Annotated in this window: 12 protein-coding genes, 1 tRNA gene and 2 pseudogenes; 6 read left to right on the forward strand and 9 right to left on the reverse strand. The window is 64.2% G+C overall.

From position 1 onward, the window contains the following. Nucleotides 1–85: 85 nt before the first annotated feature. A complete protein-coding gene (locus FJ492_RS12345; protein ID WP_140770061.1) occupies nt 86–484 on the reverse strand; it encodes a helix-turn-helix domain-containing protein in 399 nt (132 codons plus the stop codon). An 89-nt stretch (nt 485–573) separates the two neighbouring features. Between FJ492_RS12345 and FJ492_RS12350 the strand changes: the two genes are divergently transcribed. Then, nucleotides 574–1,500 carry an NADP-dependent oxidoreductase gene (locus FJ492_RS12350; RefSeq protein WP_140770063.1) on the forward strand — a complete coding sequence of 309 codons (927 nt, stop codon included), beginning with the start codon at nt 574–576 and terminating at the stop codon, nt 1,498–1,500. A 62-nt stretch (nt 1,501–1,562) separates the two neighbouring features. Here FJ492_RS12350 and FJ492_RS12355 read toward each other — a convergent pair whose 3' ends face one another. Then, on the reverse strand, nt 1,563–1,838 hold the full coding sequence (locus FJ492_RS12355; RefSeq protein ID WP_006203587.1) for a DUF1153 domain-containing protein: 276 nt from the start codon (nt 1,836–1,838) through the stop codon (nt 1,563–1,565). 287 nt (nt 1,839–2,125) lie between these two features. Between FJ492_RS12355 and mnmA the strand changes: the two genes are divergently transcribed. After that, nucleotides 2,126–3,316, forward strand: a complete 1,191-nt coding sequence (gene mnmA, locus FJ492_RS12360; protein WP_140504790.1) for a tRNA 2-thiouridine(34) synthase MnmA — start codon at nt 2,126–2,128, stop codon at nt 3,314–3,316. A gap of 42 nt (nt 3,317–3,358) precedes the next feature. Here the strand turns inward: mnmA and FJ492_RS12365 are convergent, their stop codons facing one another. Next, nucleotides 3,359–4,324 (reverse strand): Gfo/Idh/MocA family oxidoreductase, encoded by a 966-nt coding sequence (locus FJ492_RS12365; RefSeq protein ID WP_140504788.1) that lies wholly within the window; start codon nt 4,322–4,324, stop codon nt 3,359–3,361. A gap of 239 nt (nt 4,325–4,563) precedes the next feature. Between FJ492_RS12365 and FJ492_RS12370 the strand changes: the two genes are divergently transcribed. Further along, a tRNA-Met gene (locus FJ492_RS12370) sits at nt 4,564–4,640 on the forward strand. A gap of 326 nt (nt 4,641–4,966) precedes the next feature. Here FJ492_RS12370 and FJ492_RS12375 read toward each other — a convergent pair. The 3 genes and pseudogenes from FJ492_RS12375 to FJ492_RS12390 form a co-directional block, all read right to left on the reverse strand. Next, nucleotides 4,967–5,572, reverse strand: coding sequence for an invasion associated locus B family protein (locus FJ492_RS12375; protein WP_246676013.1), 606 nt, complete (start codon nt 5,570–5,572; stop codon nt 4,967–4,969). A 48-nt stretch (nt 5,573–5,620) separates the two neighbouring features. Continuing rightward, nucleotides 5,621–12,565 carry an autotransporter outer membrane beta-barrel domain-containing protein gene (locus FJ492_RS12380; RefSeq protein ID WP_181166640.1) on the reverse strand — a complete coding sequence of 2,315 codons (6,945 nt, stop codon included), beginning with the start codon at nt 12,563–12,565 and terminating at the stop codon, nt 5,621–5,623. Between the two features lie 1,282 nt (nt 12,566–13,847). Next, nucleotides 13,848–14,870 (reverse strand): annotated as a pseudogene (locus FJ492_RS12390) (amidase family protein); the annotation flags it as partial. Here FJ492_RS12390 and FJ492_RS12395 point away from each other — a divergent pair. Beyond that, a pseudogene (locus FJ492_RS12395) lies at nt 14,844–15,323 on the forward strand (FCD domain-containing protein); the annotation flags it as partial. The pseudogenes FJ492_RS12390 and FJ492_RS12395 sit on opposite strands and share 27 nt — an antisense overlap. A gap of 79 nt (nt 15,324–15,402) precedes the next feature. On the opposite strand, the gene FJ492_RS12400 reads toward FJ492_RS12395, so the two are convergent. Together FJ492_RS12400 and FJ492_RS12405 are read right to left on the reverse strand one after the other, a co-directional pair. After that, nucleotides 15,403–16,005 (reverse strand): general stress protein, encoded by a 603-nt coding sequence (locus tag FJ492_RS12400; RefSeq protein ID WP_140503977.1) that lies wholly within the window; start codon nt 16,003–16,005, stop codon nt 15,403–15,405. A 21-nt stretch (nt 16,006–16,026) separates the two neighbouring features. Then, a complete protein-coding gene (locus FJ492_RS12405; RefSeq protein ID WP_140770255.1) occupies nt 16,027–16,770 on the reverse strand; it encodes a DUF4142 domain-containing protein in 744 nt (247 codons plus the stop codon). A 290-nt stretch (nt 16,771–17,060) separates the two neighbouring features. Here FJ492_RS12405 and FJ492_RS12410 point away from each other — a divergent pair, with 290 nt between their 5' ends. Continuing rightward, entirely contained in the window at nt 17,061–17,312 is a 252-nt protein-coding gene (locus tag FJ492_RS12410; RefSeq protein ID WP_140712582.1) for a DUF982 domain-containing protein, read from the forward strand. A 56-nt stretch (nt 17,313–17,368) separates the two neighbouring features. Beyond that, entirely contained in the window at nt 17,369–17,695 is a 327-nt protein-coding gene (locus tag FJ492_RS12415) for a hypothetical protein (protein WP_140745557.1), read from the forward strand. A gap of 29 nt (nt 17,696–17,724) precedes the next feature. Here the strand turns inward: FJ492_RS12415 and FJ492_RS12420 are convergent, their stop codons facing one another. Further along, on the reverse strand, nt 17,725–18,057 hold the full coding sequence (locus tag FJ492_RS12420; RefSeq protein ID WP_027144357.1) for a hypothetical protein: 333 nt from the start codon (nt 18,055–18,057) through the stop codon (nt 17,725–17,727).

Here is an 18,057-nt window from a genome sequence, read left to right on the forward strand (position 1 = left end):
GCGCGCACAAGCGCACACCCTGTCGGGCAACAGCCTGAATTCCGGCGCCGGCGGCCGCCACGAAAGCGCGGGTGGCACGTAAGACCTAGGCAGCCCAGTCCACCTCGTTTCCGGCGATCGCCCTTGCGCGGGCATCCTTGATATCGGGCGCATGCTGCTCCGCCCATGATCTGATCTGGGTAAGCAGTCCCGCCAGGTTGAGGCCAAGCTCGGTCAGTTCATATTCGACGCGCGGCGGAATGACCGGATAGACCTCTCGCCGCACCAGGCCATCACGCTCCAGCACACGCAAGGTCTGGGTCAGCATCTTGGGCGTGATGCCTTCGAGCTTGCGGGCAAGCGCGCCATTGCGCTGCCGGCCGTTGCGCAGCGCGCAGACCACCAGGTAGACCCATTTGCTGGCCAGCATCTCCAAAACGGTATGCGACGGACATGTCCGCCGGAACGCATCGTAGCCGAGGGGGGAGTCGCAATCACTATCCATGAGGTGCCTATATATCAAAAAGGTACATACTGGACAATAGGCCCTTACTCTCCAAATGATAGCGGCGCTAATCAAGCAGGAGAAATTTCATGCGTGCCGTAACCCAGAATTCCGTTGGCGGGCCCGACGTTCTTGTCATCGCCGAATTGCCCGATCCCACACCGAGGGCCGGCGAGGTGCTGGTCCGCGTCAAGGCGGCCGGCATCAATCCGGTCGATGGCGCGGTGCGCGCGGGCAACTATCCGCTGCTCGGCGAGCCACCCTTCATACTTGGCTGGGATATTTCGGGGACGGTCGAGGCACTGGGCGCCGGCGTCACCAGCTTCAAGGTCGGCGACGAAGTGTTTGGCATGCCGCGCTTCCCCAAGCAGGCCGCGGCCTACGCCGAACTGGCGGCCGTGCCGGCCGATGAGATCGCGCTGAAGCCGACGCAGGCGGACCACATCCAGGCCGGCGCATTGCCGCTGGCCGGTCTCACCGCCTGGCAAGGTCTTGTCCGCCATGGCGGACTGAAATCAGGCCAGCGCGTGCTGGTGCACGCCGGAGCTGGCGGCGTTGGCCATCTGGCCGTGCAGATCCCCAAGGCGCGTGGTGCTTACGTCGTCGCCACGGCCAGCCCGGGCAAGCTCGACTTCGTGCACAAGCTCGGCGCCGATGAGGTGATCGACTACACCAAGGGTGATTTCACCAGCCAGATCAGGGACATCGACCTGGTGCTGGAGCCGGTGGGCGGCGACCATGCCGATCGCTCGCTGAAGGTGCTGAAGCCCGGCGGCGTGCTGGTATCATTGCTCGACGTCAGTGACGCCACCCGCCCCGACGCCAGTTCGCGCGATATCAGGGTCGAGCGCATGTCGGTCGTGCCCGACCGCGAGGGCCTGCTTGAGCTCGCCGGGTTGATCGACGCGCAAAAGCTTGCGGTCCACGTGGCCAGGACTTTTCCGCTCGGCCAGGCGGGAGCCGCCCACGCCTTTCTCGCCACCAAGCCGATCGGCAAGGTAGCGCTGACGGTCTGAGCGGCGACGCCGAAAGCAAAAGGGCGCGGCATGCCGCGCCCTTCTATCGTGCTGAGACCGGCCTAGTGCCGGTATTGTTGGATGCGCGTGGTGCGCAGCCCGGCAAGGCCGTATTCGTCGATCGACGCTTGCCAGGACAGGAATTCCTCCGTGGTCAGCTTGTAGCGCTGGCATGCCTCTTCAAGGCTCAAAAGTCCGCCGCGCACCGCTGCAACCACTTCCGCCTTGCGCCGGATAACCCAGCGACGCGTGTTCGTCGGCGGCAGATCGGCAATCGTAAGAGGGCTGCCGTCAGGCCCGATAACGTATTTGACTCTAGGTCTAACCAGATCGGTCATCGTACTCTCTACAAAAAACTCAAAGACCCAATCCCCGCCACGTTACCGCCACAGCTTTAAAAATTGCCTAAGCAGACCCTAATGACTAGGTAAGGATCGTGAACGCCGCGTTAGTCTTTTAGCGGGCATTTGAAATATCCGGCTGGAAACCCTGTTTTAGCCGGAAGGAATGTACCCACTCACAGCGTTCGCCATACGCCGCGGGTCGTCCTGCAAGCTGGCGCCGCATGAAAGCTTGACCTATATTCTCGACATTGGCATTTGAGCTGCCGCAGAATGAAAGCACCATGAACAGTCTCGACCTTCCCAGACGTCCCGAAGAGACCCGCATTGTCGTCGCCATGTCGGGCGGCGTCGATTCATCCGTGGTTGCCGGCCTGTTGAAGCGCGAGGGCTATGATGTCGTCGGCGTCACCTTGCAGCTCTATGATCATGGCGCGGCAACGCATCGGGCCGGATCATGCTGCGCCGGCCAGGACATCGACGATGCCCGCCGCGTCTCCGAGACGCTGGGTATTCCGCATTATGTGCTCGATTATGAGGAGCGGTTCCGCAAGGCGGTCATCGATCCCTTCGCCGAGAGCTATGTCGCCGGCGAAACACCCATTCCTTGCGTTTCCTGCAACCAGACGGTCAAATTCGCCGATCTTCTGGCCACGGCCAAGGATCTCGGCGCCGACGCGCTGGCCACCGGCCACTACATCCGCTCCGGGGCCAATGGCGCCCACCGCGCCCTCTACCGGCCGGTCGACGCCGACCGCGACCAGAGCTATTTCCTGTTCGCCACCACGCAGGCGCAGATCGATTATCTGCGCTTTCCGCTCGGCGGCCTGTCGAAGCCGCAGGTTCGCGCCATCGCCGAGGAGATGGGGCTGACGGTCGCCGCCAAACAGGACAGCCAGGACATCTGCTTCGTGCCGCAGGGCAAATATTCCGACATCATAGCCAAGCTGAAGCCGGCTGCCGCCAACCCGGGCGACATTGTCCATATCGACGGCCGCGTGCTCGGCCGCCACGAGGGCATTCTGCGCTACACGATCGGCCAGCGCCGTGGCATCGGCATCGCGTCCGGCGAGCCGCTCTATGTCGTCCATCTGGACGCCGAGCGCGCCCGTGTCGTGGTCGGCCCGCGCGAAGCGCTGGAGACGCACAAGATCTATCTGCGCAACATGAACTGGTTGGGAGACGCCGCGCTCGCCGATGTGCCCGCCGGCGGCATCGAGCTGTTCGCCAAGGTGCGCTCGACCAGGCCGCCACGGCCGGCCATGCTGCGCCACGAGGCAGGCGTGACCTCGGTCGAGCTGGCCGATGGCGAATCGGGCATCGCGCCCGGACAGGCCTGCGTGCTCTATTCCGACGACGGCAACGAGGCCCGCGTCTTCGGCGGCGGCTTCATCGTGCGCTCAGAGCGCGGCGCCGAAGCCGAAGCGATGCTGAGCCGGCTCGCCGAAAAGCCGGCACAAATTCCCGCCGAGTAGCTCTCCCTGCCCGTCGCACCAGAGGTACGACGCGGCCCTCCCTCAGGATGTGGATTTGGTGTGGGTGACGGTGCCGGCCGTCAGGATGCGCAGCACCCTGATCGCCTCCTCGCCGCTGGTGCGTGGTTCGGCGCGCGTCCCGATGCACTGGATGAAATGCTCCAGTTCGCGCGTCAGCGGCATGCCCTGGGCAACCGCGACATAGGACGGCTCGTTGGTGGTGAACGCCCACTGGCCGCTGTCCTGCCACACCGCGTGGCGGTAGACGGCGAGCTTGCGCTCCCATGGCTCGACATCGTCGAACACCGCCATCGCCTTGGTGCCGACCACGGTCAGCCGCCGCTCGCGATAGGGGTTGAGCCGCGACGTGAAAAGATGGCTGCGCAGGCCGTTGGGAAAGCGCATATGCAGATGCGCGAAATCGCTGAGATTGTCGAGGAGTGCCGCCCCCTCGCCGCGCACCTCGATCGGCTCGGTGCCGGTGATGGCCAGGATCATCGACAGATCGTGCGGCGCGAGGTCCCATAGCGCATCGTTCTCGGTATGGAACTTGCCGAGCCCCAGCCGGTGCGAATGGATGTAGCGGACCTCGCCGAGCTCGCCCTTGTCGATCAGGCCTTTGAGCGTCTCGAAGGCGGGATGGAAGCGCAGGACATGGCCAACCATGTAGACGCGGCCATTGTCCTTGGCCGCCCGCACCGCGCGCTCGGCATCCGGCACCGTCAGCGCGATCGGCTTTTCCACCAGCACGTCCTTGCCGTTCTCGACGGCGCGCACGGCAAGATCGGCATGGAACTGCGGCGGCAAGGCCATGATGATGGCGTCGATGTCATCGCGGACGAACAGCTGGTCCGGCGCGATCGCCAGGCAGTCCTGTTCGCTGGCGAAACCTTCGGCGCGGGCACGATTGGTGTCGGAAACCGCGTGCAACGCGCCGAGCGCCTTGAGGGTGCGGATGTGGTTGGAGCCCCAGTATCCGCAACCGAGGACTGCAATGCGCGGCTTCATCTGTTTCAAACTCTAAAAACTCGTGGCCGAGACATAGCGACGTGCCCCGTCGAACTCAACCCCGGCGGCTGCAAGCAGGTGTTCGCGCGGCAAAGCTTTTCTCCATGGAGAATATGCGCCGATATCGAATGCATCGAAGCTTGACAGGCTCGCCCTCCCAACCTTATATCCGCGCGACCTTGGCGAACGCCTCGAAATGCCTTTCGATTTAAGGCGGATTTCGGGCTTGTCGCCGCCCTGGCGGGGTAGCTCAGTTGGTTAGAGCACGGGAATCATAATCCTGGGGTCGGGGGTTCAAGTCCCTCTCCCGCTACCAACCTACTTATAAGCTATTGAAATCACAATAAAAACATGAGCATTTGGTAGCGCCCTGTCCGAAAAATCTTCAATGATTTCAGGGCCGAGCCTTGCTACCTTGTGGTGCCAACGAACGTCGCAAATGCGCCCGAAGCGGTCTTTGCAGAGCAGATGTTCTGATGTCGCCTTTGGGGCCGAAGGCGGAACGTCGACCCTCGGGATAATTGGGCAAAAAGCGGACCTTGCATTCGGCGGCCGGAAGCCGGGTGTTGATTGAGACACTCGGCCTAATCTAAGCCCAAGAGGATCTCGGCAAACCGGCTCATCATGAACCGGTCAGTGATATCACTTCAGCAGTGCCACCGTTCTGTCGACGGCGCTGGGGAAGCCGTTCAGCGAGAGCGCAAGGTTGGTCTCCTTGCCGCCGTCCGCGACCACCTTGACATTGAGGCTTTTGCCCTCGCGCAGGGTTGCCAACGTCTCGGCATCAAAAGCCAAATCCACGATGCAGCCGCCCGGAAGGCAGGTGCGGAAGCGGAGCGGCGGCAGCACGAGACCGTCATCGATCTGCAGCGTCACGCCCTTTTCCAGCGCCAGGCCGAACGGCAGCACCAGCGTTCCCTGAACCGTCTCGCCTGCCGGGCGCAGTTCCATCGCCAGAACGCGTTGGCGCGACTGACTATCCGTCTGCTCCTGCGACAGAGCGCAGACCTTGACGCCGGCGTTGTTCTGGGTGGCGAGATTGCAGGAGACGGTCCAGTCCCCATGCCCTTCCCGCAACGAGGTCGCCCCGCCGGGGAGACCGGAGGCGTCTTGCGCGAATGCGGCAGCAAAGGAAAGCAGGCTTGCGGCGATCAGCGTGGCATATCCAACTCGTCTGTTTCGTTTCATCTTGTTTCCATCTTTCAAAAATTCGGTCCGCCCAGGATGCGAACGGCAGAGAATGCGCACATCTGGGCGCATTCTGACCAGGCTGTGCCCGACGCCTCGTCGGCGCTGCTACCAGTGCACGCTGAAGCCGAGCTTGCCGCTGAGGACATTGCTGTCTCCGAAACTTGCCAGGCTCGTCTTGGCCAGCGCTTCGCCATAGACCGAGTACTTGCCGTCGCCAAAGTCGAGCGAGCCGCCGAGGCCGAGACCACCCCAGAACTTCTGGTTCTGGCTGACCAGCTTCACGCCCGAGACATCGGCATCGGTTCCGTCGAGGAAGTCGTAGTAGAGATTGGCGATGCCGTAGACATGCGCCCGGCTCACCTGGCCGGCGCTGTCGGCCCACTGGTCCTCATAGTCGGCCGAGACTCCGAGGCGGCCGATCAGGCTGTCGCCGCTGCCGGGCGACACGACGGTGCCGAACGGATCGGTGAACTTGTCGAAGTCGACGGCCGAGTAGGAAAGCTGCGCCTGCGGGGTCAGCGACCAGTTGCCGCGCAGCGCGATCTTCTGACCGCTCTCGATGCTGAGCGCATAGCCGAAGCCCTTATTGCCATCGGCAAGCTTGCCCAGCACGGCCGAGTTGATGTCGCTGTCATACCAGGTCGCCTGGGCCTGGGTGTCGACGTAGAAGCCGCTGTTGCCGAACCAGGTCAGCGTGCCGCCAACACCATAGCCGGTGGCCGAGATCGAGCCGGTGCCGAAGAGCGACGAGACGTCCGACGACACTGTGCCGTAGTGGACCGTGATGCCGCCCAACAGGATGCCGGCCTCGCTTTCATGCAGCAGGCCGTCGACGCCGGCGTTGAGCTTCCACGTCGTCACGTCGTAATCGGTGCCGGTGGTCGAAGTCTTGGGCTCGAACTTGCCGTGCGCGGCATCGATGCGGGCCCAGATGGCGTTGCCGTCGTCCGGACCCTGGCCCGGCACGTCCGCGCCCTGCGGGGTTGCGCCCTCGCCCCATGTCCGGTTGCCGGTGCGCTGCTGCAGCGTACCCAGTTCGTTGAAGCTCTGCAGCACGCCGGCATAGGCCTCGTAGAGCGGCGTGCTTGGCGCATAGAGCGGTCCGGTCTGGTTGATCAAGGTCGAGCGCAGATACCAGTCGCCGTCGGTCGGAGTGCTCACGCCGTTCTTGTAGAGCCGGTAGGCATAGGCGCCGCCGACGACAGCCTGGTCGCCCTGGAAGACATAGTTGCCGGCAAGCGTGAAGGTGCCGACCGAGCTGCTGGCGACGTCGACGATCTTGATGCCTTCGCTGGTCTGCGCGCCCGCGCCGCCAACATTGGTGACCGCAAGGATGCCGGAGCCGGAGGTGTTGCCATGCACGACCAGCTTGTCGGTCGCAGACGCATCGCCGCCGAGCGCGGCATTGATGAGGACCTTGCCGCCATTGCCGACATAGTCCCCGCTCACCGTGAGCACCTTACCGGGTGCCGCAGCACCAAGCCGAACCGCGCCGCTATTGCTGAGCGAGGCGACAGTCTGGTCGAAGCCGGCAAGGTCAAGCGTGCCGCCCGACTGCACCGTGAATGCTGACGTCGCGTTGAAGGCGCCGGCCTTGCCCGCCGCCAGGGTTCCGTCCTGCACGGTCGTCGCCCCGACATAGGTGCTGTTGCCGGCAAGGATCAGATTGCCGTAGTCGACCTTGGTCAGCCCGGAGTTGCCAACAAGGTCAGACGCGATGGTCGCCTTGTAGCTGGCGCTGCCGCTGGTGCCGTCGCCGACATTGATGATCGCCGGTCCGCCGGTCAGGGTGATGGCGTCGCCCTGGATGCGGTAGCGGTCGGCGGCGAACTGCATGCCGTTGACGGTGACCGGCCCGTTGCCGTTGTCGACGGCCACGGTTCCGGGCGTGCCCTGGAATACGGCGAACTGGCCGTTGCTCCACGGCGCGTTGACCTCGCCGCCGGGGGTCGTCCAGTTGTCGCCTGTGCCGGCGACCTGCCAGGTGCCGTTGCCGCCGTTGACCACGCTGTTGTTCTTGGGGCCGGCATCGCCGTCCCAGAAGGTCAGCAGCTGCCCGGCCGTGTTGATGAGGTTGACCTGGTTGGCGATCGATGTCTGGACCGAGTAGTCGGGCGACGTCAGGGCGAGCCCATTGTCTGTCAGCGAGCCGTTGTAGTTGAACACGCGATAGACGCCTGGGCCGAAGCTGCCGCCGGCAGTCGGCGTGATGTTGAGGGTGCCGTCGAGCGTCAGATTGCCGACATTGACGACGTCGTTCAGCGCGCCGCCGGGCGCGTTCGCCTGCCCGAAATTATACGCAAGACTGGTGCCGCCGCTGAGTATAAGGTTGCCGTTGATCGTCAGCGCGCCGGCGGCGTTGCCGCTGCCGCCGGGGCTGAGCGTGCTGCCATCCGCCATGGTGACATCGCCGCCAATGATGCCGGTGCCGCCGAGCGTCGCCCCGCCTGCCACCGAGGTCAGGCCAGTGGCGCCGGACTGGTTGCCGTTGACGAGCAAGGTGCCGCTGTTGACGTTGGTCGGCCCGCCATAGGTGTTGGCGGCGGTCAGGATCGTGGTGCCCGCGCCGATCTGGTTCAGGCCGCCCGCACCGGAGATGACGCCGCCGAAGGTGATGGCGTTCGAACGATCGAAGGCCAGCGTGCCATTATCGACGACATTGCCGGCGAGGCTGCCGAGAGCGCCGCCATTGCCGACCTGCAGAATGCCTGCCGCAATGGTCGTGCCGCCCGTGTGCGTGGCATCGCTTGCCAGCACCAGCGTGCCGGTGCCGTCCTTGGTCAGCGCGCCGGCGCCGGCGATGCCGCCGGTCAATGTCGTCGTCGTGGCTGCATCGGTCAGGAAGGTGCCGGCGCCGGCGAGCGTGACCGCGCGGCCGGTCGTGATGTCGGCGGTGGTGTTGAGCGTGCCGCCGTTGAAGGACAAGCCGCCCGCCGCGTCGCCGAGATTGGCGTCCGACGCGATCTGCAGCGTGCCGCCGTTGATCGCGGTGCCGCCGGTGTAGCTGTTGGTGCCGGACAGCACCAGCGTGCCGAGGTCATCCTTGACCAGCTGGGTGTTGCCGGTGAGGTTGGAGGCAATGGTCGCCACATACGTGGCGCTGGCCGCGGTGCCATCGCCCACGCGGATGGTCGACTGCGGTCCGACCAAGGTGATGTCGCCGCCCTGGACCAGATAGCCGTCGGTGGCGAACTGCATGCCTGCAGCGCTGACCTGTCCCGGCAAATTGTCGACGGTGACGGTGCCGGCCGTGCCGGCGAAGATGGCGAAGGCGCCATCTGCATAAGGCGCGTTGATCGCACCTGTGCCTTCCGTCCAGTTGTCGTTGCCGTTCGAGTTCTGCCAGATGCCATTGCCGCCGTTGATGGCGCTGTTGTTCTTCGGACCGGCGTCGCCGTCCCAGAAGTTGAGCAGCAGGCCGGCGGTGTTGACCAGATTGACCTGGCTGGCGATCGAAGTTTGGACAAAGAAGTCCGGCGACGGGATCGTGCCGACGTCGAGGCCGTTGTCGGTCAGCGTGCCGCCATAGCTGATCACCCGGTAGATGCCGGGGCTGAAGGTGCCGCCGGGCGCGACGGCAACATTGATCGTGCCGTCGAGCGTCAGGTTGCCTGCGACCGCCGTCAGGTCGTTGAACGCGCCACCGGCGACATTGGCTTGGCCGAAATCGTAATTGAGGCTCGATCCGCCACTCAGCCCAAGCGCGCCGTTGATGGTGAGCGTGCCGGTCGCACCGGCAACGCCGGGGTTCATCGACCCACCATCGGCCACGCTGACGTCGCCGCCGATCGTGCCGGTGCCGCCGAGCGTGCCGCCGACACTGACCGAGGTCGGGCCGACGGCCGCCGACTGGTCGCCGTTGACGAAGAGCGTGCCGCCATCGACGACCGTCGGGCCCGCATAGCTGTTGTTGGCGGTGAGCGTCGTCGAGCCGCTGCCGAACTGCCTGATGCCGCCGCTGCCGCTGATGGTGCCGCCGAAAGTGATATCGTCCGATCGGTCGAAGGCCAGGGTGGCGTTATCGACGACGTCGCCAAGGATCGAGCCCGAGGCGGCGCCATTGCCGAGCTGCAGCGTGCCGGCGGAGATCGTCGTGCCACCGCTGTAGGTGCTGGCGGCGGTCAGGATCGTGGTGCCGGTGCCGATCTGGTTCAGGTTACCCGTGCCGGAGATCACGCCGCCGAACAACAAGCTATCGGAGCGGTCGAAGGCCAGCGTGCCGTTGTTGGTGATATTGCCGGCGAGGCTGCCGGAGGTGCCGCCATTGCCGACCTGCAGCGTGCCCGCGGCAATGGTCGTGCCGCCGCTATGGGTGGCATCGCTCGCCAGCACCAGTGTGCCGACGCCCTCCTTGGTCAGCGCACCCGCGCCGGTAATGCCGCCGGTCAATGTGGTGGTGGTGCCGCCATCGGTCAGGAAGGTGCCGGCGCCGGCGAGCGCGACCGCACGCGCGCTGGTGATATCGGCGGTGGTGTGGAGCGTGCCGCCGCCGAAGGTCAGGCCGCCCGCCGCATTGCCGAGATTGGCGTCCGACGCGATCTGCAGCGTGCCGCTGTTGATCGCCGTGCCGCCGCTGTAGCTGTTGGTGCCGGACAGCACCAGCGTGCCGAGATCGCTCTTCACCAACTGGCTGGCGCCGATGAGGTTGGCGGCGATGGTGGTTGTAAAGCCGGCGCTGGCCGCACTGCCGTCGCCGACGCGGATGATGCTCGAGCCGCTCACCAGCTCGATATCTGCGCCCTGGACCAGATAGCCATCGCTGGCGAACTGCATGCCCGTCGCCTGCACCTGGCCGTTGGTGTTGTCGACAGTGACGGTTCCCGCCGCACCCTGGAAAATGGCGAAGCTGGCGTTGGCGAAGGGCGCGGCGAAGGTGCCGCTGGCATCGGTCCAGTTCTGGTCGCCGGCGGCCCGCCAGGTGCCGTTGCCGCCGTTGACGATGCTGTTGGAGTGCGGACCGGCGTCGCCGTCCCAGTAGCTGAGCTGCAGCCCCGCCGAATTGACGAGGTTGACTTGGTTGGCGACCGAGGTCTGCACGAAATAGTCGGGCGACGTGACATCGAGCCCGTTGTCGGTTAGCGAGCCGCCATAGTTGAAGACGCGATAGACGCCGGGGCCGAAGATCCCGCCCGTCGTCTGCGTGACATTGAGCGTGCCGTCGAGCGTCAGGTTGCCGCCGATGTTGACGAGATCGTTCAGCGGCCCGCCCGGCACGTTCGCCTGGCCGAAATTGAAATTGACGGCCGAGGTGTTGTTGAGGGTCAGCCCGCCATTGATGGTGAGCGTGCCTGGTGCGTTGCCGGCCTCGCCGGGGCTGAGCGTGCCGCCGTTCGCAATCGTGACGTTGCCGCCGACGGTGCCGGTGCCGCCGAGTGTCGCGTTCGAGCCGACGGTGGTGGTTCCGGTCGCACCGGACTGATCGCCGTCGACAAGCAGCGTGCCGGCAGTGACGAGGGTGCTTCCGGTGTAGCTGTTGCTGCCGGTCAGGACCCACGTGCCGAGACCCGACTTGACTAGGGTTGTCGGACCGCCGGTGTCGCCAAGAACGGAAGACAGCGCATTTGCGCCTGTGTTGCTACCGGTCAGGGTCAGGGTACGTGCGCCCGCGCCGCTGAGAGCGACTGAACCGGTGTCGCTGAAGGTCAAGGCTCCGCTGCCGGACGCGTCGATGGCGCCGCCATTCGTCGTCAGGGTGAATTGACGGTTCGTGCTCACGCCGCTCCCCGTATATTGCAGCATGCCGCCGTCCAGAATCAGATTGGCGGCGGCGCTGGCGGAGGCTCCGATGCCGCTGGCAGCGCCGCCGTTGGCAAGCAGCGGGGTGCTCAGAACACCGCGGGAGATTCTGGTCGCGCCGACATAAGTGCTGGCGCCGGACAGGATTTGGGTGCCGGTGCCCACCTTGGTGACACCGACCACGTTGGTCTTGCCGCTGCCGCGGATGATGCGGCCGCTGAACAGTCCGTCGGCGTTGGTATTTCCCAGTATGATGGTCGAGCCAAAATTGCCGCTGGGCTGGCGATTAGCGACAATGATGCCGCTTCCGGACAGCGCGCCCAAATTGAAGGCGCTCGTGAGAAATCCCGAACCTATGCCCTGATCGGCCAATTCGATGGTGCCATTGAGCACGACATTCGTATTGATCAGGGCATTGCTGGTGGCTGGTCCCCCAAGGGCCAGACCGCTGCCGGCGCCGGCGGCGCCATTCGCGATGCCGTTGATGACCAGCGTGCCGCTGAAGGTGCTGTTGTTGTTGCGCAGTGCCACGGAGTTGCCCGCATTGGCCGCGTTGATGGTGACCGTCCCGCTGCCCTTCAAGCCGCCGTCCAGGTAAAGCCCCCGGCCCGTGCCGGGAGTATTGACGTTGATCGACGTGTTGCCGGTGGTGGTCACGGCTCCGCTCAACACGACGGTGCCCGATGGATTGATGTTTTCCAACATCGCGCCATCGTTGAGGGTGACGGGGGCGACGGCTGTTACGGATGTGGTGCCGGTGAAAGTCAGTGTAGCAGCGGAATTGACCGTGGTCGCGGAAACAAAGCCGGTTACGTTGCTCAGAACTAACTTTCCGGCATCAACGATGGTCGCCCCCGTGTAAGTCTGGGTGCCGGAAAAAGTGAGCGTCCCCACCCCCGATTTCACCAAGGTGGCGGAGCCGGAGATCGCCGAACTGATCGCCGCCGACACCCCGGCATCCGTCGTGATCGTGGGCGTGGCCCCGCTTAGGGCCAGCGTACCGCCGGTGACCGTATAGCCGGTGGTGTTGAAGGTCGCGCCTGCCGTCGAAACCGTACCACTCACGGTCACGGTGCCTGCGGTCCCGCCAAATATGGCGGTGTCTCCACCCGCCCACGGCACCGCAGTCGAGCCATCGAACCAATTGCTGGTGCTGGTGTCCCAAGTGCCAGAGCCGCCGGCGCCGGTCGGGCCGAAACTCAGGGTCTGCGCGCCTGCCGATGTAAGTGCCGTGGCCGATAGAAGCAACGTCAGGGCCGACGCTTTTGTCGTGGCGGTCGCCAATTGGGGCAAATGTGGCGCAAAGCTTGCCACGTGACCCTTCCGTTTGGTCATCCGGCCCCCGCGCATCGGCCATGAGCCAAAGGCCCGAGACCCGGCTTCAGCCAAGCGCGTCCCGCGCTCTAGGGTTTCAGCTGAATTGTCCTGGGTTCCGCTCATTCTTTCCCCTTGGCGCCAGCCTGACGGGTCTCCCGACCACCGGTCGCGATCTGGCGCGCGCATGCAATTTCAATTCGGAAATGGACGGGTGTGCTAGACAGCGGCGCCTTGTCCGCGCGGCTGCCGTTCGGCGATCCTCGGTGTGAGGCAAGGTCCCCCATTCTCCGCGGCACCTTCGGCTCAAGCACAAGTGCGATGATCGCGCCCACCAATGCGCTGGTAACATGAAACCCCTCAAGCTTTCAATCGCCTCAAGAAGCCATGATTCCCACATTTAGTATTTCAGGAAAATGCGGCGCCGTTACAAAAACAACGAGGAAGACCTAAGCGGTAGTTAATCCCTTCATTGCATTAGCGACAACTTGTATAATAGGCACGAAAGCAGCCTCGGAATGCGCTCGGTGACTTCACGCTGTCAGGCACGCACATTGAGTGGCTTTGGCTCGAGAAGCCGCACTGATGAGCAACCCCGCGATCGTCAAGGCGATGTCGGCGAGCAACGTCTCGGCTAAGTTCAGCCGATCGCCGGTGTCGCCTCCACCCATCGATGGGAGAACATCCGCGTTTTGTCCGTCGGCACGGAGACCAAGGTCTTGGACTCGACCAAGGCGCCCGAAATGCAGGGCTCCTGCGCTGGGTCTGCAGGGGACTGCGCAAGGCGCCGATGATTTTTCATGCAGCGGCGAAGGCACAGCCTCACAACGCCCTTGGATAGGCCTACAAGCAGGACGTCGTCCGGATCGATCCTCCGGAATCGGAGAACCCCACCGGCTCGAGGAAGTCGAGCGCGCGGTGACGGATCTGCTCCGGCTGGCGCGTTCGCATGCCGAGGCGACCGGGCACTACATCAATCAGATATTCCTTGGAGACACGGCGGACTGCTTCGTGAGTTGCCCTGTCATTGTGTCCGAATCAACCGCTGCATTGACGGCTGCTTTTTGGGATAACCAACTGCTCGTTGGAACGGCTGACATGAGGCGCGAAGCCGCCGTTCGCGTCGGGGACAACGTACGTCGACTTCGGGTCAGACTTTCCGCTCCCCGCCCAATCTTTGCCGCACCGCCACACGTCCATCACGCTCAACACCGTAGAAAATATCGCAGGGTTTCAGAGTGGGGGGGAAAGGCGTTAGCGCTCTCCCGCTACCAAAATCCATTCAACTATTGCCACGTGCGATAAAGCGGCGCCAGCCGCCGAATGAGGAGATGTCGGAGGCACCGTCCAAGCCCGCGCCTTCGACCAGAAAACCCTTGGCGGGGGTGCCGTCGTCGAGTTCGACCGTGCCGATGCCGAGCGGAGCCGGAATAGCGGCGACGAAACGGCCGAAAGCCTCAGGCCCAAGCCGCCAGACCTCGACGTCGATCCGCATGCCGCCATCGGCAACGCGGATCAGACCGGGCTTGGGCACGGACTGGCCGACCAATGCATAGAGCTTGTAAGCGGCGGCGGTCCTGGTCGCGCGCAGGAAGTGCGCGCCGAGCTGGTTGAGCTGGCCGTTGAGCGGCATGCCCGACAGATGCGCGCCGACCACCACCAGGTCGATCATGCCGTCGCATGGCGGCACGGCGGCCGGCCGCGGGCCGGGCTGCGGCCAACCCGTTGCGCCGAGCGGCAGGCCGCTCTGCGCATGCAGGTCGCGGGCGAGCATCGCCGTCAGCGCATCGCGGCCGGCCGGCGCCAAGAACGTGACGCTCATCGGCAGGCCGTCGCCGCGTTTGCCTGTCGGCACGGCGACGCCGCACATATCGAGCAAGTTGACGAAGTTGGTGTAGGTGCCAAGCCGGCTGTTGGTGGCGACCGGATCGGCAAGCACCGCGGCTGTGGTGTAATGCGTAGGCGCGGTCGGCACGCAGAATAGGTCGACCGAGGCGACGACCGGGGCGAGCTTCGCCTTGTAGGCCTGCAAGGCATAGAGGCCGCGAAAGGCGTCGGCCGCCGAAAGGCTTCTGGCGCCGCCGATGATCTTGCGCGTCACCGGATGCATGGCGGCCTCGTTGGCGTCCATGAAGTCGCTGATCGCCGCGTAGCGCTCGGCGACGCAGGCGCCCTCGTAGAGAAGATTGGCGGTGGCGTAGAAATCGCTGAACGGAATTTCGACCAGCCGGCAGCCAAGCGTTTCCAGAAGACCAAGTGCTGCCTCGAAGCCGGCCTGCATCGGGGCGTCGCCGAAGAACTTCAGGAGCACCTCGCCTCGATGTTCGAGAGCATGGCCGAGCTGGAAGGCATATGCGCGCGCTTCTGCGCCGAGCGCATGGCCGGCAGCGAGCGCCGCGCGCTCGAGACCGAGCATCAGGCCTCGGCGCGGCTGGTACGGCTGGGTGCCGAGGAAGACTATGAGTACTTCAACACCGAGTTCCACAGCCGGCTCTATCGCGGTGCCCACAGCACGCACATCTACGAATTGACCGCGATGACGCGCAGCCGGCTGGCCCCCTTTCGCCGGGCCCAGTTCAGGCTGGCCGGACGCCTGGCGAAATCCTGGCAGGAGCACGACGCCATCGTCACCGCGATCCTGCGTGGCGATGGCCCAGCTGCGGGCAAGGCCGCCATGGAACACGTGTCCATCGTCAGTGAAGCGAGCGCCGTGTTTGTCGTTGACGACCAGGCGCGAGCCGCGCCGCTACACCCTTAGAGGCATATCGAGAAGAAATGGTTCCACCCGGCCGCACTGCGCCCATTGGCCTGGTCGCAGCCAGGGCCGGGATCCGCTTTCAGGGTCGATTGATTGCGCGGCCGCCGTCGCGATCGACGTCCTTGGGTGCGTATTCGCCTGCATTGACGTCGAAGCCGGTCCAGCCATCCGCCTCGTACATCCTACGGCGTTCAGCCAGGTCGACCGATCGAGACTGACCCAAAATCTCCTCGGCATTCGGCACGAGTTCGTCGTCCACCTTGGCCGTCACCAAGGTGCCGCCGCGGCGTACACCTTCCGCATAGATGTGCGCATCGCGCTCGGGCACGCCCGACTCTGTCAGACCGCCGATAATGCCGCCGGCCGCTCCACCAGCCACGGCGCCGGCAACCGCCCCCGCGGCGGTGGCGGCGAGCCATCCGGCGGCGACCACCGGGCCGACACCCGGGATGGCCATGACGCCCAGCCCCGTGAGCAGGCCCCCGGCACCGCCGATCACAGCTCCGATTCCCGCGCCGCTGCCAGCGTCTTCGGCGGCCTCGGAACGGTTTGCCTCATACCAGTCATCCGAGTTGTTGGCGACGATGCTGATATTGGAATGTGGGACGCCCGTCGCCTCGAGCTCGCCGACCGCATCGGCCGCGTCGTCATAATTGTCGAACAGTCCGGTTACCGTCTTCATGTGATTTCTCCTGATCCATGCTCACTTGCTCGAGGCAACGACGTTGCCCTGGTAGTCGACCCCTACGTTGAGGTTTTCGCCTCCTTTGGCCGCCTGGCCGCGCCAGATGCCCTGGTCGTCCTTGGTAAGCTTCGATACGTTCGAATATCCCGCATTCTCGATCCGGCTCTTGGCCTGGGCTTCGGTGAAGCTGTTTGCGCCGGGGACGAGAGCGGCGGCGTTGGGAATATTGTCGGTCTTCACCGCCGGCGTTGTCGCTCCCGTGATGGCGTCTTGCCTGGCGGCGATCTTCTCGATCGTCTGCTGGTGCATCTTCAACGTACCGACCGTTTGCTGGGCAAAAGTCTTGAGTGCGGCGTTGTCACCGCCGCTGGCATAATTTTCAAACAGCTTGACGGCGTCGTCATGCGCGTTGCGCTGCAGGTCGACGTAAGCCGGATCGATCGGCCCCTGCGCATTCTTGAGCTTGTCCAGATCGCCCTGGTGCTGGGCATCGAGCGCCGGCGGTACTTTCAGTTTCTGTTCGCCCGCGATCGCTTCCAGCTTGGCGTTGGCGGCGCCGTGGTCCCGGATCATCATCTGGGCAAAATCCTTGATGCGTTGGTCCTGAACCTTGTCCAGGGCAATCTGGCTCGAGTCGACCTCGAACTTGCCGCCGACGGCAGCCTTGTCGATGAAATCCTGAGCGCTGTCGGCAGCAAAGGCGGGCATTGCGAGAACAGTGCAAGCAACTGCGAAGGAGGCGAGAAGATGTCGTGTTTTCATCGGCTTTGTCCTTGTCGGTGAGCGAATTGCGTTGCGACCTAACAAGCCGGGATGCGCTTTGTTCCCCCATCGAGACGGCATGCCAGCGGACCATTCAGCGGCAAAATCCGTGAAGGAGCCGTCGGGCGTGGCTGCAAAAAAACGCCGTGAAAAACGAGTGATTCCAGGCATCGCTATTCTAACGCCAGGTACGCTGGAACAAATCGGCGGTCGCGGAGTTAGCGTGCGGTCTGCGCGGCTCGTCCTTGGGCAGGCTTTGTAAAGCAACGGAGCAGGTCTTGGAGGGGCAAGTGCGTGCGGGCCATTTCAGAAAGCCGATCATCATTCAACCTGGCCGCATTGACCGAGACAGGGTCGTGGTCTCTGTGTCCGATGCCGCTGAAGTGCTGCTGCGGGACTGGCCAGAGCCGAAATCCGAAATGCGTCTTGCCGCGCTCAGGGCGTGCCTTGCCGTGATGCGTGGCGAAAAGCCTCCAAAGGTCGCAAGACAGGCGTTCATCGTTGCGGCCAAGGACGCCAGGATTCTGCTCGAGCAAATATAGCCGTGTCAAAACCACCGCTGACGATTTGGCAGAGTTTGGTTCGAAAGAGAGAGGTCATGGCCAAGATGTCAAATCCTACCCCTGCCTCTGCCAGAGGCGAGATTGAGGCGGGAGCGACGCAGGACAAAACGCCAGGCTTCGATCCCGCCATTGTCCCGCTGGAGACCGACGCCGAGGCGGCCGACACACAAAATCCGGTCGCTGGAGCAGAGCCGCCACGTTCCCGGCCAAAATTCGAGAACGACGCCAGCTTCGCCAATGCGATGCGGCCGATCGAAAGCGAACCGGAACTGCGGCCTCGCGGCAACTGGCCGCTGTTTGTCATTGCAGCTGTCGTTTTGATAGCCGCCGCGGTCTTTCTGGCCGCGAGCATGCTGCGCTGAAAATATTCACGCCGATGCGCCGCGGCGACCTATTCGCGACGATCGGGTGCGCTCTTCATGCCGGAGAGTTCGGTCATCGGGCACAGCAGCCGCGGGCGCGCCGGGTCGGAGATGTCGAGCTTGTCCCAAGGGATGCGGTACAGACCATCGCGGCGGCGCAGCCGGAACAGATCGAGCACCGCCACGCCTATGGCCGACGCAGAAAGACGCTCGAAAGCAGCGTGGATGCCGACGTGGAATTCGGTAACGACGAAATCGTCGCCATCCCGTTCAGCGCGGATTTCCTCGATGTAGCCGATGCTCTTGCCTCGCTGCGACAGCACGCGTCGCCCAGCCAGACGTTCGAGATTGACGATGGTCAT

The sequence above is a fragment of the Mesorhizobium sp. B2-5-4 genome (genome assembly GCF_006441095.1).
Taxonomy (GTDB): domain Bacteria; phylum Pseudomonadota; class Alphaproteobacteria; order Rhizobiales; family Rhizobiaceae; genus Mesorhizobium; species Mesorhizobium salmacidum.